Raw genomic sequence first — 14865 nt, forward strand, 5'->3', positions numbered from 1 at the left:
GACTTAAGCCAGGTCGCGCGAGGTGGCCCAGCGCGTGAGCTGATGGCGGTTGGACTGCTGGGTCTTGCGCAAAATATTGGAGGCGTGCGTCTCCACCGTTTTCACTGAAATGAACAGCTGCTTGCCAATCTCGCGGTACGTATAGCCGCGCGCAAGCAACCGCAAAACCTCCAGCTCGCGGCGCGTGAGCGCATCCACTGCTGGGTCTTGCCCCTCCTCCGGCTCCGGTGCGGGCGATCCGGAGGCAAAAGCGTCAAGGACAAAGCCTGCCAGGCGCGGCGAGAAATACGCATCCCCGCTGTTGACCTGCAGGACCGCGCGCGCCAAATCCGGGCCGGAAATATTCTTCGTTACGTACCCGCGCGCACCCGCCCGAATCAGCGCAATCACGTCCTCCGCCGCATCCGACACGCTCAGCGCCAAAAACACCGGCCGCGAAGGCTGGTTAGCCGTCGCGTTAATAACGGCGAGGCCACCGCCGTCGGGCATGTGGACGTCGAGAAGCACCACGTCCGGCGAGGTACGCGCAATGCCCTCCAGTGCTTCCGCGACGGTGCCCGCATCGCCCACAATCTCAATCTCCGGGGCCGCCGCCAACTCGGCGCGCACGCCCGCGCGGAAGACGGAATGATCATCAACCAAAAAGACCTTCACCATGCTCATAACGCTACCGCTAGCTCCACCTCGGTGCCCTCCCCCGGGGTCGAGGAAATCCGCACGCGCCCACCAGATCCCTCTACGCGCGCGCGAATACTGTCACGAATCCCGTGCCTATCAGCGGGAATAGCATCCACGTCGAAACCCACCCCGCGATCACGCACGAAGATACTCAGCTCGCCCGCCAACAACTCCGCGTAGACATCCACCGCGTCCACGCCCGCGTGCTTGCCGGCATTGACCATAGCCTCGCGCGCCGCCTGAATAAGCAACTTCGCGGACTCCGTCAGCTCCGCATCCTCACCCACCGTCACAGCGGATACCCGCATGTCGAAGAGGTCTTCCACCTCCCCGCACGCCGCTTCGAGGGCGCCGAAGCAGGTGGTGGGGGCGGCGGAGGGAGCGTCGAAAAGCCAGGCGCGCAGCTCGCGTTCTTGGGCGCGCGCCAAACGCGTCACCTCGCGCGAATCCCCCGCCCGCTTCTGAATCAGCGCCAGCGTCTGCAGTACCGAATCGTGCAGGCGGGCGGCAATCTCGGCGCGCTCCTCCGAGACCGCCTTGGCCGCCTGCTCCTGCGACAGCGAACGCCAGAGCTTCAGCACCAGCGGCACCACCAGCGCGCCAAAGCCCACCAGCGTCAGCGCCGTGGCCAGGATCGCCGAGCCGGATCCGCTCTCCCACGTCACCGCTGCCACCACGACGCCACCGATGACCAAGACGGCACCAGCCGCCACAGCAACCAGGCCCACCGGCGTGTTCAGCCCGCGGTCATACGCCAACCATGCCAGCACCGCACCGATGGCCACAACCGCCAACGGCACCGCCACGCTTAGCGACGCCCCCGAGACCCCCAACACACCCACCGCACTACCCGCCAGCGCCAGGAACACCAGCACGAGGGAGAGGGGGCTGCGGCGGGTGGAGGGGGCGTCGTCAAGCGCGGGCGTGAAGATCCACAGCCCGGCATAGGCCATCGCCCCCACCCCACCCAGCAGGGTCAACGCGGTCAAGGCGATGCGCGCGGAGAGCGCCGAAACCCCCAGATTCTGCGCCAACCCCGCTGCCACGCCGGCCACCACGCGGCCAGATTGGGGGCGTGACATCACGGGATAAGGCGCCGCGTTCTCGGCGGGGACATAGGGCGAAGTCATACTAGACATAGTCCCACGCACCACCCCTCCGGCACATCGGGGACAACCCTGAGGTCTAAAAATCAGGGCGATTACCGATACCGCCGCGAAGCCCCGCGCGGCACCATAAAAGTATGACGAAGAACAGCACTTTCAACCAGATGTGGACAACCCGCCCCGTCCGCCTTCCCAAAAAGCAGGGCGGCGACGCCCAGCTCGCCGGTGTCTGTGAAGGCATCGCGGTGCGCTATCAGCTCGATCCGACGATTGTGCGCGTGGCCTTCGTGGTCGCAGCACTCGCTTTCGGCGGGGGCATCGCCGCCTACCTCGCCGCGTGGGCGCTCATGCCGCGCTACGGATCGCCCTACTGCCCGCTCGATGCGGCCTTGGGCAAGGATGGCGTCAAGGAGGAGCAAGAGCTCGGTTGGATCCTAATTGTCGGCGTCCTTCTGACGTTTAGCTCCGGCCCACTGTTCCTCAGCGGGCAATTCCTCGCCGGCCTTCCGCCCGCTACACTGACCTTCGGCCTGCTGGCGCTGGCGTGGTACGCCCTTCACCAACGCGAGCCGCTACCCCCTAGCGGGCTGCTGGCCGCCGAGCAGCCGGTGCGCGAAGAGCCGGTCAACCTCAATTCTTATACCCCGGCGGACGGCCACCCTTTCCCATCAGGCCGCAGGACCCCGCCGTCCTGGGATCCACTCGGCGTAGTGCCCGATGCCTGGAACCTGCCGGAGCCGGGCCCGCGGGAGGAACCGAAAAAGAAGCGCGGTTCGCAGTGGGTTGAGGGGGCAATTGCTCTCGGTGCCGTGGGCGCCGCCTTGACGGTTACCTTCCTTGGAGTCACCTTCGTCTCCGAGGCCGACGAGTCCGGCTTCAGCGCCCGCTTCAACGTCGGTGAGCAAGACATCGCGCCCACCCATGAAGATGAGCTCGAGGACTACTACGACCTGGGCATCGGCGAATCGACGGTGGACTTCAGCCAGCTCCACGACCTCACAACCAAGCACGACGTCACCGTCGACGCCGGCATCGGCGCCGTCGAGGTCATCCTCCCGAAGGACATCCCCGTCGCGCTGACCTGTGATGATGGCCTGGGTGAGAGCAACTGCACCGAACGCCAGGACCCTGACGCGCTGCTGAACATTCACATCGACGCTGGCATCGGCGAAGTCACCGTCACCGGCTAAACTGGCCACCCATGATTCACTTCGGCAACGACTACCATCGCTCCGCCCACCCCCGCGTCCTTGATGCCATCGCAGGGGCGGGCGGGGCTTATACCGGTTATGGCGCCGACGAGCTCTGTGCCACGGCCGCTGAGCGCATCCGCACTGCCTGCCAGGCGCCGAACGCCGAGGTGCATTTCATGGTCGGTGGCACGCAGGCCAACGCCACGATCATCGCCCATCGCCTGCGCCCCTGGGAGGGCGTTATCGCGGCGGATAGCGGGCACATCGCCACCCATGAGACGGGAGCTATCGAGCACACCGGGCACAAGGTCATCACGCTGCCGAACCAGCTGGGAAAGATCACCGCCGCGCAGGTGCGCGCCTGCATGGAGGAATACCGCGCCTCCGGGGTGGAGGAACACATGCCAGAACCCGCACTGGTCTACATCACGCAGCCCACCGAGTTCGGCACCGCCTACTCCCGCGCCGAACTCGTGGCCCTGCGCGAGGTCTGCGATGAGTACGAGCTGGGCCTGTTTGTCGACGGCGCCCGCCTCGGCTATGGCCTCTCCGCCTCAGATATCACGCTGCCGGACCTGGCCGCGCTTGTCGACGTCTTCACCATCGGCGGCACCAAATGCGGCGCCCTCTTCGGCGAGGCCATCGTCTTCCCTGCGGGCGCGCCGCGTTTTCGCAATGCAATGAAGCAAAACGGCGGCCTGCTGGCCAAGGGCTGGTTGCTCGGCGCGCAATTCGCCGCGCTCTTCAGCGCCCCCGCTCCTGAATCCGCCGATGTGCTCCCCGGAACCAACGCTTCCTACGCAGACGCTAGCGCAACTACCCCAGACGCTAAGGCACATAGCGCAGCAGCAACCACCCTCTACGAACACATCTGCGCCCGCGCCAACGCCCAGGCCCAGCGCATCGCCGAGGCATTCCGCGCCGCAGGCATCGACATGCTCTTTGACTCCCCTACCAACCAGCAATTCGCGCTGTTGACACGCGAACAGGAAGAGAAGCTCGCGCAGGACTTCGTGTGCCAGTTCTTCGAAGAACACGAAGGCCTGCGCGTGGTGCGGTTCTGTACGGCGTGGTCGACGGAGGAGGGGGACGTCGATAAGCTCTGCTCTGCGATTTCTGCGCTCAAGTAGCGAGGTTCCCCAACCTGGTTTAGGCTGTGAGCTATGCAACTGGGGGGTTACATTCAAGCACTAGCGCGCGGGCTCGACGTGGTCGAGCAATGCGCCGGTGTCACGCGCGCGCAGCTAATTGAGATGGGTGCGCGGCCGGATTTCGCGGAGAAGCTCCTGGGGCTGCACGCGGTGTATTTCGGGGACACGATGTTCCGCTCCCGGCAGCGCAAAGCGCGCCGCACGGGCCACGACGTGTTCACGCTCCTCGATATCGAGCGCTATTGTTCCAAGCTCAAGGCCCGCAAGGCGTGGGAGCTGCGCCAACTGCTGGCCGCTACCCCGCGGGAGAAAATCCCCATGGTGGCGAAGGCAAAACTCAAAGAGTGGCACCCGCCCAAGGACCCCGCCCCAGGCGTGCGGGTGACGCGGCGCGCGGGCCGCAACCACACGCTGAGCATTACGGATTCCTCGCTCAACATCTCGAAGCTGCTGGCCGTGTTGAAGACCACCGACAAGGACTTGCTCACCGCGGCGCATACCGTGTTCCGCGGCGGGGGCGGCTCGGGCCAGAAGCTGCAGTCCAACGTCATCGTGCGCTTGGATGAGCTGGACCGCATCGTGGATGGCGATGGTGAGGAGATTGAGCTGCAGTTGACCAATGGGGCGACGATGACCGGTGCGGAGTTCGTGCGCGAAAAGCTTGCCGACGTCGGCCTCATCACCCTCGTCCACCCCCACCACGGCCCCGTGAACCTCTACATGGCGAGCCGTTTCGCCAACATCAAGCAGCGCCTCGCACTGTCTGCAGAGCACCCGACGTGCGCCTGGCCCGGGTGCAACGCGCCTGCCGACGACTCGCAGATTCATCACCTCACCCGCTTCCAAGATGGCGGGCCGACAAACATGGCCAATATGGTGCCGCTGTGCGCGTATCACAACGCGGTCAACGACGATGATCCGGAAAAGCCCACCGGCCGCGGGCACCTCGACCGCATCGATGGCCGCGTGTACTACCTGCCGCCGTGGGCCGGCCCGCCGATTCCCATCGAAAGCCCGGCCCACCCGCCGCGTTCCGCGCCGGGGCGAGCACCAGGCACTGCTCGCGCATCCTCAGATCCGCCAACATCCGGCCCGCCTGATCCGCGTTCCGGTCCGGCTGACGGCTCCAGCCCTGGGGCGCCGCCGCATAACTCCGGCGAACCTCCGGACCCCGCCACCGAGTTCATGAGTTCAACCAGCCCGTGAATCGTCGCCCGAGTCCCCAGGTCGAAGTCCAACCGGTCGCCGGATCAACAGGATCGATGGGTCGTAGGACGCCGGCTCACCGGCCTGCGACGCCTTAGCAACAAACAGCCGCTTTCACCAGCCGCCCGCTGAGAATTTTCGCTCGGCGTGCGGCTACTCGCGCGCGCGTTAAAGAGGTATGCGAGAGCTCTCGCCCGATTCGCGGAGCTGTACAGCAACGAGGCAACACAAACGCTCTACTCCGCGCCTCGGTCGGAGCTTGTGGCGACAAAGACGGTGCCAACGACAAGCCACGCGGGCTTGGTACCAGGGGCCGAAAACGGGAGCGCAGCCGCGCCCTGTTAATTCAAGGCACGGCCGCGCTACGCAGCGTCTGGGAGTTTGCTTCGCTTTACTCCCACTCAATGGTTCCCGGCGGCTTCGACGTCACGTCGAGCACTACTCGGTTAACTTCCTTGACCTCGTTGGTGATGCGGGTGGAAATCTTCTCCAACACGTCGTACGGCAGGCGGGTCCAGTCCGCAGTCATGGCGTCTTCGGAGGATACCGGGCGCAGGACGATCGGGTGTCCGTAGGTGCGGCCATCGCCTTGGACGCCGACCGAGCGGACGTCGGCAAGCAGCACCACCGGGCACTGCCAAATCTCGCCATCCAGGCCAGCGTTGGTCAGCTCAGTACGCGCGATGAGGTCTGCCTGGCGCAGGGTCTCCAGGCGCTCCTCGGTGACCTCACCAATAATGCGGATGCCCAGGCCCGGGCCCGGGAACGGCTGGCGTGCCACGATTTCTTCCGGCAGGCCCAGTTCGCGGCCAACCGCACGGACCTCGTCCTTGAAGAGCAGGCGCAGCGGCTCGACGAGCTCGAACTCGACGTCGTCAGGCAGGCCGCCCACGTTGTGGTGGGACTTAATGTTCGCGGTACCATCACCGCCGCCGGACTCCACCACGTCCGGGTAAAGCGTGCCCTGCACCAGGAACGCGGCATCCTGGCCGTCCAGGGCTTGGTCGACGACGCGCTCAAAGGAGCGGATGAACTCCGCACCGATGGCCTTACGCTTAGCCTCCGGCTCGGTCACACCAGCCAGCTTGGAAAGGAAAGCCTCGCGCTCATCAGCGGTGATGAGCTTCGCGCCAGTCGACGCCACGAAATCCTTCTCCACCTGCTCACGCTCGCCCGCGCGCAGCAGGCCGTGGTCGACGAAGACACAGGTCAAACGGTCACCAATAGCGCGCTGCACCAGGGCCGCGGCCACGGCGGAATCCACGCCACCGGACAGGGCGCAAATGGCATGGCCGTCCTCACCAATCTGCTCGCGCACATCCTCAATGAGGCGCTCCGCAATGTTCTCAGCAGTCCAGTTCTGCTCCAGGCCTGCTACCTCCGTCAGGAAGCGCGTGAGCACCTCTTGGCCGTGCGGCGAGTGAAGAACTTCCGGGTGGTACTGCACGCCGGCCATCTTCTTGGACAGGCACTCGAAGGCGGCCACGGGAGCGCCCTCGGAAGAGGCGGTGACTTCAAAGCCCTCCGGGGCTTCAGAAACCGAATCGCCGTGGGACATCCACACCTTGTGCGTATCCTCGAGGCCCTTGTGGAGCACACCGCCAGACACGGTCATGTCCGTGCGGCCGTACTCGCGGGCACCCGTGGAGGCCACGGTGCCGCCCAGGGCTTGGGTCATGGACTGGAAGCCGTAGCAGATACCAAAGACCGGGATGCCGAGCTCGAGCAGCTCCGGCTTCAGTGCGGGGGCGCCGTCCGCGTATACGGAGGACGGGCCACCGGAGAGGATCAGCGCGGCCGGGTTCTTGGCCTTGATGTCCTCCACGGAGGCGGAATTGGGGACAACCTCGGAGTAGATGTTGGCCTCACGCACGCGCCGGGCGATGAGCTGCGCGTACTGGGCGCCAAAATCCACCACGAGGACAGGACGCGGGGTTGTATTTGGGTTAGTCACGGTCATCAGTTTAACGCAAGAACCCACACCCTAGACCGCAGGGAGTGGCCCAAAATCTTTAGCGGTGGCAGCCGCCTTGCTCAACGCGGCCCGAAACGCCCGCAAGGCGGGGTGTCCCTCGCGCCCGGCGCGCACCGCGGTGTAGAGCGTGCGGGTGGGATTACCAGGCAAGGAAACCACGCGCACGCCCTCAATTTCGTCGAGGAAAAGGTCCGAGATCACCGCCACCGCGTGTCCGGTGCGCACCAGGTGCGCATGTAGAAAGGGGTCCGGGGTTTCATAGAGCACGCTGGGGTTAAAGCCATGCCTGCGGCACAGCCGGTGGACGAACCGCCCCAATAAAAACTCCTCCGGGTCCATGGCAAAGGGGATTTCCTCGTCATGCGCTGCAAAATCCTCTAAGCGCAACTCGCTCCAGGGCCCGGTGAGTGGGGTGATGAGGCGGAGGGGGTCGTCGAGAAGCAGCTCCCGGTGGGTGTGCTCATCCGTGGCGGGCATGTCCGACTCGTACTCCTCACCCAAGATGAGGTCCACCTCCCGGCGCGCCAGCAGCTCCATCGCGCCATCGGCTTCACGCTGAATGATCTGCACGCGCAGGTCCGGGTACTCCCTGGCCAACTCCGTCAGCGCCCGCGGGACCAGCGAGGACATGATGGTTTGAAAGGTCGTGACCTTAATCGTGCCCCGCACCGCGTTGGTTGACGCAATGACCTGCGACTCCGCCTCATCCGCCAACGCGAGCATTCGCTCCGCGTAGGAGGCCAGGATTTCTCCCTGTTCCGTCAAACGCACGCGCCGGCCGACCTTTTCATAGAGCGCCACGCCGACGTCCTTCTCACACTGCGCCAACTGCTGGGAGATGGCCGAGTGCGTATAGCGCAGCGATTCCGCCACCGCAGTGACGGTGCCGAGGCGGTGCAGCTCGTAGAGAATGCGGAGGCGGTGCAGGTCCAACATGGCAGAATCCCTAACGGGTACGTGTTAAAAACTGTAGATAGACTAACAGTTCTTCCCACCCCACAATGGTCTGCATGACCAATCCGTTTGCCGTTCTATGCGTCATCGGCTCGTGTATTTCCCTCCAGCTCGGAGCCAGCCTCGCCATCCAGATTTTCCCCATTGGAGGCCCCTGGGGCACCGCCTCGCTACGCTTGCTCTTCGCCGCTGTGATTCTGCTCTTCATCGCGCGCCCGCGCGTGCGCGAGTGGAGCCGCGAGAAGTGGATCTCCGCCACCATTTTCGGCCTCACGCTGGGCCTGATGAATGGTTTTTTCTATGCCGGCATCGAGCTCGTCGCGCTGGGCCCGGCAGTCACCATCGAGTTTCTCGGCCCGCTACTGCTGGCGGCGTGCCTCTCCCGCTCGCTTCGCGACGCCACCTGCGTCGCCCTCGCCCTCATCGGCATGGGCCTGCTGGGGTTGGACTCCTTCAACGGAGACCCCCTCGACCTGCGTGGAGTTTTCTTCTTGATGTGCGCGGGTGCGATGTGGGCCGCCTATATCTTGGCCAGCAAGAAGGCGGGCGCTCTCTTTAGCGGGCAGGATGGTTTGGCCGTGGCCTTCCTCATCGGTGGCCTCGTGCTCCTGCCCGTCGGCGGGCGCGGCGCGGTGGCTTTGGCCAGCGACCCAAACCTCCTAATGCTCGCCCTAGGCACGGGCGTGCTGGCCTCGCTCATCCCCTATTCGTTGGAGTTCATTGCGCTGCGCAGGCTCGCCCCCAACGTCTTTTCCATCCTGATCGCTTTGGAGCCCGTCTTCGCGGCTCTCTTTGGCTGGCTCCTGCTCTCCCAGAAAGCCTCCCAGCTTAAGCTGGCCGCTATCGGGCTGGTCGTGGTGGCCTCGGTACTGCAAACCATGGTGCCGGCGCGCGGGCGCGTGGTATTCCGCAAGGTGGCGCTGCGCCCACGCCGCCTAAAGAAGCCCCGGCTGCCGTGGCGCCCAAAACCGCGCGCCAGCGACTCTAACGCTACGGCCACTGAGGCCAGCGCCACGGCCACTGGAGCGGTGACATAAACTCCGCCCCGAGCTTTGTTGAGCGGAGCAGCATTACAACGGGCGGGCTAGCGAACGGCCAAGCCCACCTTCTGGAAGGACTTCAGGTCCGTGTAGCCGCACTTCGCCATCGCGCGCTTGAGCCCACCGACCAAGTTCAACTCACCCAGCGGCTCGTTGGACGGGCCATGGAGCACGACTTCAAGGGAGGTCGCTGAAGCGTCCTCGGCGGTGCCAGAAGCGTCGACGCCGGAAGCGTCGGTGCCGAGGAGGGCGCCAGCCACGCCAACCGGCTCGATGATGCCGCGCGGGAAACGCGGGTGGCCGGCCGTGGACGGCCAGTACCAGCCCTTGCCGCCAGCCTCCGCCGCGCGGGCCAAGACTGGCCCGAGAACGACGCCATCGGCACCACAAGCAATGGCCTTGGCGATGTCTGCGGAGGTGAAGATGTCGCCGTCGGCAAGCACGTGCACGTAGCGGCCCCCAGTCTCATCCAGGTAATCGCGGCGTGCGGCCGCGACATCCGCGATGGTCGTCGCCATGGGGATATCAATGCCGACGGTCTCCGGGTTGGTGTTCACACCGGAGCCGACGATGATGCCCGCGGCACCGGCGCGCATGAGGTGCAGGGCCGTGGTGTAATCCGCCACGCCGCCGGCAATCACCGGGGTATCCAGCGAGCCGATGAACTCCTTCAAGTTGAGCGGCTCGCCACCGGTCTGCACGTGCTCAGCGGAGATCAAAGTGCCGTGGATGAACAGCAACTCTGCGCCGGCCTTAATAACCACGGGTGCCAGCTCGCGGGCGTGCTGCGGGGAGACACGCACGGCCACGGTCACGCCGGAATCGCGCACCTGCGCGATGCGCTCGGCCAGCAGCTCTTCGTTCAAGGGCGCTGCGTGCAGCTCCTGCAGCGTCGACAGGTCACCGTAGTTCTCCGTCACGCGGGCAATCGCGCCCTCCAGATCCTCGTGGCGGCCCCACAGGCCTTCCGCGTTGATAACGCCCAGGCCGCCCTGCTTGCCCATCTCGATAACAAACTCGGGGGTGGCCAGCGCATCGGTCGGCGCCGAGACAAACGGGACCTCGAAGGTGTACGCATCGATGTGCCATGAGGTGTCCACGTCCTTGGAGGAACGGGTGCGGCGAGTCGGCACCAGGGAGATCTGGTTCAGGTCATAGGTGCGGCGAGCCTCACGGCCCACGCCGATTTCTACGTAATCGCGCATGATTAGTCCTTAGCGGTAGTTCGGAGCTTCGACGATCTGCTGAAGGTGGTGCGGGTGAGACTCCTTGAGGCCCGCGGCGGTGATCTGGACAAACTGCTTGGTCTTGAGCTCGGCCAGGGTGGCGGAGCCGGTGTAGCCCATGGAGGCGCGCAGGCCGCCGACAATCTGGTGCACGATGGCATCGATGTCACCGCGGAATGGCACGCGGCCCTCCACGCCTTCCGGCACCAGCTTGTCCTCGCTCTTGACGTCAGCCTGGAAGTAGCGGTCCTTGGAATAGGAGCGCTTCTCCCCCGTCAGACCGCGGCCCTGCATGGCGCCCATGGAGCCCATGCCGCGGTAGCGCTTGTACTGCTTGCCCTGGACCACGACGATATCGCCCGGCGCCTCCGTGGTGCCGGCCAGCATCGAGCCCAGCATGACGGTATCGGCGCCGGCAGCCAGCGCCTTGGCAATGTCACCGGAGTACTGCATACCGCCGTCACCGATAACCGGAACGCCCGCCGGGCCGGCCACCGCAGCGGCCTCCATGATGGCGGTGATCTGCGGGGCACCCACGCCCGCCACCACACGCGTGGTGCAGATGGAGCCCGGGCCAATGCCAACCTTGATGGCGTCGGCACCAGCCTCAATCATGTCGCGCGCCGCAGCACGAGTGGCCAGGTTGCCGCCGACGACGTCAACGCGGTCGCCGAAGTCCTTCTGCACGCGGGAGACCATCTCCAGCACGCGGTTGTTGTGGGCGTGGGCGGAGTCGACGACGAGGACGTCCACGCCGGCGTCGACAAGCTGGCCTGCGCGCTGGTAGGACTCCTCACCGGTACCGATGCCCGCCGCCACGAGCAGGCGCCCGGAAGCATCCTTGGAGGCGTTGGGGAACTGCTCAGTCTTGACAAAGTCCTTGACGGTGATGAGGCCGACGAGCTTGTTCTCATCGTTGACGATGGGCAGCTTCTCCACCTTGTTGGCGGACAGCAGCTCCAGCGCCTCCTCCTTGCTGACGCCCTCCTTGGCCACGACGAGCGGCATCGGCGTCATAATCTCGGAGACCTTGCGGGAGAAATCCGGCTCGAAGCGCATGTCACGGTTGGTGCAGATACCCACGAGGGTGCCCTGCTTATCGACGACCGGCAGGCCCGAAATCCGGAACCGCGCGCACAGCGTATCGACTTCATCGATGGTCATCTCCGGGGAAGCCGTGACCGGGTCGGTCACCATGCCGGACTCGGAGCGCTTGACAATCTCTACCTGCTGGGCCTGATCCTCAACTGACAGGTTGCGGTGCAGGACACCGATGCCGCCCTGGCGCGCCATGCCGATGGCCATGCGGGCCTCGGTCACCGTGTCCATCGCGGCGGAAGCCAGGGGCACGCCGAGGCGAATGTTGCGCGTAAACTGCGCCGAGGTATCCACCTCGGAGGGAACGACGTTGGATTCTGCCGGAAGCAGCAGGACATCATCAAAGGTAAGGCCGTAGAGTGCAATCTTGTCGGGGTTGTCTCCGCCGGTGTGGACGTGGCTCATGAGGGTGGGGCTCTCCTAAACTGACCAGATAGTTTTATGCGGTAGCCCTCACTGTAGTGCGTGGACGCCCCGTAGTGGTAGCCGTGGGTAGAGGAATAGGTATCTATAGGGAATTGCCATGCGCGCACGGAGTCAATAGGCTCGCAGGCGTGAACTTTTTCGCCAACATGCCCCGCGATCCTTTCGCGGACGACCCCAACGACCCAGCTTCCTTCCTCGAGGAGGATGATCACGTCGAGCCGCTGTCCGAGGAGGACCGTCTCGCCGTCATCCACGATCTGGCCATGGTCCAAGAGTTTGCGCGCGTGCTAAGCCCGCGCGGCATCGATGGCATCTTCTTTTTCTGCGAGGACTGCGAGGAGAACCACTTTTACGAGTGGGACATCATGGCCTCCAACATGCAGGCCACGCTGGCAGGCCAGCTAGCCCCCGTGCACGAGCCGGGCGCGGAGCCGGACCCGATGCGCTACGTCCCTTGGGATTATGCGGTGGGTTATCTCGACGGCATGGATTCGCGCTACTAGCTGCGGTCAGCGCGGTAGAACTACCGCGCGTTAAACGGAAAGAACCTCTTCCCTCCTGTTGCGGGGGAAGAGGTTCTTTGTGGTTTTATTGCTGGAATTGCGCCGGCGGGAGCTGGCCATTATCCGTGGCGCCATCCGAAGCTCCGTCGGAGTTGTCGCCTTGCGGAGGTGTTGCCTGATCGCCGCCCTGCTGGCCTGGCTCCGGCTGGTTCTGCTCCGGTGGGCTCAGCGGGTTGCCCGCCGAAACCGTGCGGGTCACCACGACGGTGGAAACCGCAGTCTCTGTCTGCGTTACGGTTTCCGGCTCCGGCGGCTGCTGCTCCTCCACTGGGGCAGGCTTCTCCACGGTCTGCGTCTGCGTCACCGTGGCGCTGGGCTGCTGCTTCGTGGTACGAGGGGCCTCTGCCTCACGTTCCCGCTTAGCCTGGTCCACCATCTTCCGGGCTTCTTCAAGCAACTGGCGGGTGCCATCCATGTCGCCTTGGGCGGAACGCTTCTCCATCTCATCGAGCGTTCCGGCAAGCTCCACTACGGACACATCGTGCTCGTCCGCGCCGAAGAGCGACTGGTTCACTCCGTAAAGCGGAGATCCCGGGCCGGCGTTGACGACCACAGCGCCGGTACCTGCGATGAGCAGCGTAGCTGCGGCCGCCCCGATGAGTCCGTGCATGAAAGGCTTGCTTCGACGGCGGCGTGCCGCGCCGAGGGAAATGATCTCCGGCTCTTCCTCCGCGCCCTCAATGAGAGGGGCCGGAGGCATCTGCTTTTCGACGTCCCCGCGCAGCTCCAGCAGAAGCCCCGCCAGTTCATCACCGCCATCGGAGGGATCTGTTCCTTCGGAGAGAGTAGTGAGGAATGCATCATCATCAACCAAGGGCTGCAGCTGCTCAGCGACACCCTGCTGAGGCTCGTCCTTCTTTGCCATGATGACCTCCCTTCCTTATTAGAGAATTATTAGTTTGTCGGTGCCAAGTGCCGATGGCTCACTGCTAGCTCTGGGCTAGCCCAATTACTGGTTCACTCTGCTGGTTCACATTGTTGGTTCACTGCGTCTCGTGCGAATCGAGGGATTTGCGCAATTGCGCGAGTGCACGATGCTGCGCCACGCGGACTGCGCCAGGGGTGGACTCCACAATTTCCGCGGTCTCCTCTGCCGACAGCCCCACGAACACACGCAAGATGATAATGTCCCGGGCCTTGTCACTTAACGTATCGAGCATGGCCCGCACTCTGTTACTACCGTCCACGGCAAGGGCGGATTCTTCGGGGGTAGCGTCCTGAGCAGCATCCTCCGGAAGGTCTTCCGTGGGGTGAGTGTGGTCGCGGCTCAGGGCGCGGTGGGCATCGGTCACCTTGTGAGCAGCAATGCCATAGACGTAGGCCATAAACGGGCGGCCCTTATCTTTGTACGTGCCAATAGACGTCGCCACCGCCAAACAGATCTCCTGCGCCACGTCCTCCGCCGTGGGCTGGCGGTGGCCGCCGATGCGCGCGCGACAATAGCGCAGGACCTGCGGGTGAATGATCCGCATGATGCGCTGGAGGGCGCGGCGGCTACCGTCGACGGCCAGCGGAACGAGGTCCGCTAATTCCTTATCGCTGTCGCGCTTCGCCGCCGTTGAGGAGCCGCTCGCGTCTGTAGCCTGAGTAGCCACTGCCATCCTTGCCGTTCTGCTTTTGCTCTTCTGCTTAATGCATTACTTCATATTCTGTATGAACATCATGGCATAACCTTTTGGCGAAACCCCAAAACGACGGGTCTCATCCCCAGCTTTGACCCCACTAGAAAAAGTTCATACACCGTTCATCTTAGCCTTAAGCGCAGGTCACAGGGGCTCCAGTTGAGGAGTTTCAGCCAGTTATACCTGCATGTCAGCATTGCGTAACGCGCTGTTTACCCAAGGGGGACACACTTCAATCTCGTCTCACTTCGCCTCGGCGTTCACGGGGGCGTGCCCGCAACGCGCCCCGCGCCTGGGCACTCTATCTTTGGCAAAGGAGAATCGAACGTGTCTCAGTCCTTCCTGCTCCCCGGGCCGAATACGGACTTTTGGGATTGGCAGCTTCATGGCGCATGCCGTGGAGAAAACTCTGACGTGTTCTATCACCCGGACGGCGAGCGCGGACGCGCCCGCGCCCAGCGCGAGAACCGCGCCAAGGCTATTTGCAGCACCTGCCCGGTCATCGAGATGTGCCGCGAACACGCTCTCGCCTCCGGCGAGCCCTACGGCGTGTGGGGCGGCATGAGCGAGTCGGAGCGCGTCGTCGCCCTGCGTTCTCGTCGCACCCACGCGGCCGTCGGCGCCTAG

At 64.5% G+C, this 14865-nt stretch carries 14 protein-coding genes; 6 read left to right on the forward strand and 8 right to left on the reverse strand.

Annotated elements, in window-relative coordinates; translation table 11 throughout:
• Window positions 1–3 precede the first annotated feature (3 nt).
• A complete protein-coding gene (locus HMPREF2822_RS04480) occupies window positions 4–657 on the reverse strand; it encodes a response regulator (protein WP_070521502.1) in 654 nt (217 codons plus the stop codon).
• A gap of 2 nt (window positions 658–659) precedes the next feature.
• The gene (locus HMPREF2822_RS04485; protein ID WP_198530956.1) at window positions 660–1808 is read right to left on the reverse strand and encodes an ATP-binding protein; all 1149 of its coding nucleotides are present in this window, start codon (window positions 1806–1808) and stop codon (window positions 660–662) included.
• A 113-nt stretch (window positions 1809–1921) separates the two neighbouring features.
• Here HMPREF2822_RS04485 and HMPREF2822_RS04490 point away from each other — a divergent pair, with 113 nt between their 5' ends.
• The 3 genes from HMPREF2822_RS04490 to HMPREF2822_RS04500 are packed head-to-tail and all read left to right on the forward strand — an operon-like array spanning window position 1922 to window position 5334.
• On the forward strand, window positions 1922–2974 hold the full coding sequence (locus tag HMPREF2822_RS04490) for a PspC domain-containing protein (protein WP_070521508.1): 1053 nt from the start codon (window positions 1922–1924) through the stop codon (window positions 2972–2974).
• 11 nt (window positions 2975–2985) lie between these two features.
• Window positions 2986–4107: a threonine aldolase family protein gene (locus HMPREF2822_RS04495; RefSeq protein ID WP_070521511.1), complete on the forward strand. Its 1122-nt coding sequence runs from the start codon at window positions 2986–2988 to the stop codon at window positions 4105–4107.
• 33 nt (window positions 4108–4140) lie between these two features.
• Window positions 4141–5334, forward strand: a complete 1194-nt coding sequence (locus HMPREF2822_RS04500; RefSeq protein ID WP_070521513.1) for an HNH endonuclease signature motif containing protein — start codon at window positions 4141–4143, stop codon at window positions 5332–5334.
• Window positions 5335–5725: 391 nt separating this feature from the next.
• Here HMPREF2822_RS04500 and guaA read toward each other — a convergent pair whose 3' ends face one another.
• The gene (gene guaA / locus HMPREF2822_RS04505; RefSeq protein ID WP_070521516.1) at window positions 5726–7294 is read right to left on the reverse strand and encodes a glutamine-hydrolyzing GMP synthase; all 1569 of its coding nucleotides are present in this window, start codon (window positions 7292–7294) and stop codon (window positions 5726–5728) included.
• A gap of 24 nt (window positions 7295–7318) precedes the next feature.
• Window positions 7319–8245: a LysR family transcriptional regulator gene (locus HMPREF2822_RS04510; protein WP_070521519.1), complete on the reverse strand. Its 927-nt coding sequence runs from the start codon at window positions 8243–8245 to the stop codon at window positions 7319–7321.
• A gap of 74 nt (window positions 8246–8319) precedes the next feature.
• On the opposite strand from HMPREF2822_RS04510, the gene HMPREF2822_RS04515 reads away from it, so the two are divergent.
• A complete protein-coding gene (locus tag HMPREF2822_RS04515) occupies window positions 8320–9300 on the forward strand; it encodes an EamA family transporter (RefSeq protein WP_167595540.1) in 981 nt (326 codons plus the stop codon).
• 47 nt (window positions 9301–9347) lie between these two features.
• On the opposite strand, the gene HMPREF2822_RS04520 is transcribed toward HMPREF2822_RS04515, so the two are convergent.
• Both HMPREF2822_RS04520 and guaB read right to left on the reverse strand, forming a co-directional pair.
• Window positions 9348–10508, reverse strand: coding sequence for a GuaB3 family IMP dehydrogenase-related protein (locus tag HMPREF2822_RS04520; RefSeq protein WP_070521525.1), 1161 nt, complete (start codon window positions 10506–10508; stop codon window positions 9348–9350).
• Between the two features lie 9 nt (window positions 10509–10517).
• On the reverse strand, window positions 10518–12032 hold the full coding sequence (gene guaB / locus HMPREF2822_RS04525; protein WP_070521530.1) for an IMP dehydrogenase: 1515 nt from the start codon (window positions 12030–12032) through the stop codon (window positions 10518–10520).
• 149 nt (window positions 12033–12181) lie between these two features.
• On the opposite strand from guaB, the gene HMPREF2822_RS04530 reads away from it, so the two are divergent.
• On the forward strand, window positions 12182–12556 hold the full coding sequence (locus HMPREF2822_RS04530) for a DUF5319 domain-containing protein (protein ID WP_070521533.1): 375 nt from the start codon (window positions 12182–12184) through the stop codon (window positions 12554–12556).
• 85 nt (window positions 12557–12641) lie between these two features.
• Here the strand turns inward: HMPREF2822_RS04530 and HMPREF2822_RS04535 are convergent, their stop codons facing one another.
• Window positions 12642–13481, reverse strand: coding sequence for a hypothetical protein (locus HMPREF2822_RS04535; protein WP_070521536.1), 840 nt, complete (start codon window positions 13479–13481; stop codon window positions 12642–12644).
• Between the two features lie 118 nt (window positions 13482–13599).
• Window positions 13600–14217, reverse strand: a complete 618-nt coding sequence (locus tag HMPREF2822_RS04540; protein WP_070521539.1) for a sigma-70 family RNA polymerase sigma factor — start codon at window positions 14215–14217, stop codon at window positions 13600–13602.
• Window positions 14218–14565: 348 nt separating this feature from the next.
• Here HMPREF2822_RS04540 and HMPREF2822_RS04545 point away from each other — a divergent pair, with 348 nt between their 5' ends.
• Window positions 14566–14865, forward strand: coding sequence for a WhiB family transcriptional regulator (locus HMPREF2822_RS04545; protein ID WP_070521542.1), 300 nt, complete (start codon window positions 14566–14568; stop codon window positions 14863–14865).

The organism is Corynebacterium sp. HMSC062E11 (genome assembly GCF_001811845.1).
Classification (GTDB): Bacteria; Actinomycetota; Actinomycetes; order Mycobacteriales; family Mycobacteriaceae; genus Corynebacterium; species Corynebacterium hesseae.

Bases quoted from the DNA above. Each gene is read 5' to 3' on its own strand.
- HMPREF2822_RS04480 (WP_070521502.1), bottom strand. From the start codon at position 657: ATGGTGAAGGTCTTTTTGGTTGATGATCATTCCGTCTTCCGCGCGGGC.
- HMPREF2822_RS04485 (WP_198530956.1), bottom strand. From the start codon at position 1,808: ATGACTTCGCCCTATGTCCCCGCCGAGAACGCGGCGCCTTATCCCGTG.
- HMPREF2822_RS04490 (WP_070521508.1), top strand. From the start codon at position 1,922: ATGACGAAGAACAGCACTTTCAACCAGATGTGGACAACCCGCCCCGTC.
- HMPREF2822_RS04495 (WP_070521511.1), top strand. From the start codon at position 2,986: ATGATTCACTTCGGCAACGACTACCATCGCTCCGCCCACCCCCGCGTC.
- HMPREF2822_RS04500 (WP_070521513.1), top strand. From the start codon at position 4,141: ATGCAACTGGGGGGTTACATTCAAGCACTAGCGCGCGGGCTCGACGTG.
- guaA (WP_070521516.1), bottom strand. From the start codon at position 7,294: ATGACCGTGACTAACCCAAATACAACCCCGCGTCCTGTCCTCGTGGTG.
- HMPREF2822_RS04510 (WP_070521519.1), bottom strand. From the start codon at position 8,245: ATGTTGGACCTGCACCGCCTCCGCATTCTCTACGAGCTGCACCGCCTC.
- HMPREF2822_RS04515 (WP_167595540.1), top strand. From the start codon at position 8,320: ATGACCAATCCGTTTGCCGTTCTATGCGTCATCGGCTCGTGTATTTCC.
- HMPREF2822_RS04520 (WP_070521525.1), bottom strand. From the start codon at position 10,508: ATGCGCGATTACGTAGAAATCGGCGTGGGCCGTGAGGCTCGCCGCACC.
- guaB (WP_070521530.1), bottom strand. From the start codon at position 12,032: ATGAGCCACGTCCACACCGGCGGAGACAACCCCGACAAGATTGCACTC.
- HMPREF2822_RS04535 (WP_070521536.1), bottom strand. From the start codon at position 13,481: ATGGCAAAGAAGGACGAGCCTCAGCAGGGTGTCGCTGAGCAGCTGCAG.
- HMPREF2822_RS04540 (WP_070521539.1), bottom strand. From the start codon at position 14,217: ATGGCAGTGGCTACTCAGGCTACAGACGCGAGCGGCTCCTCAACGGCG.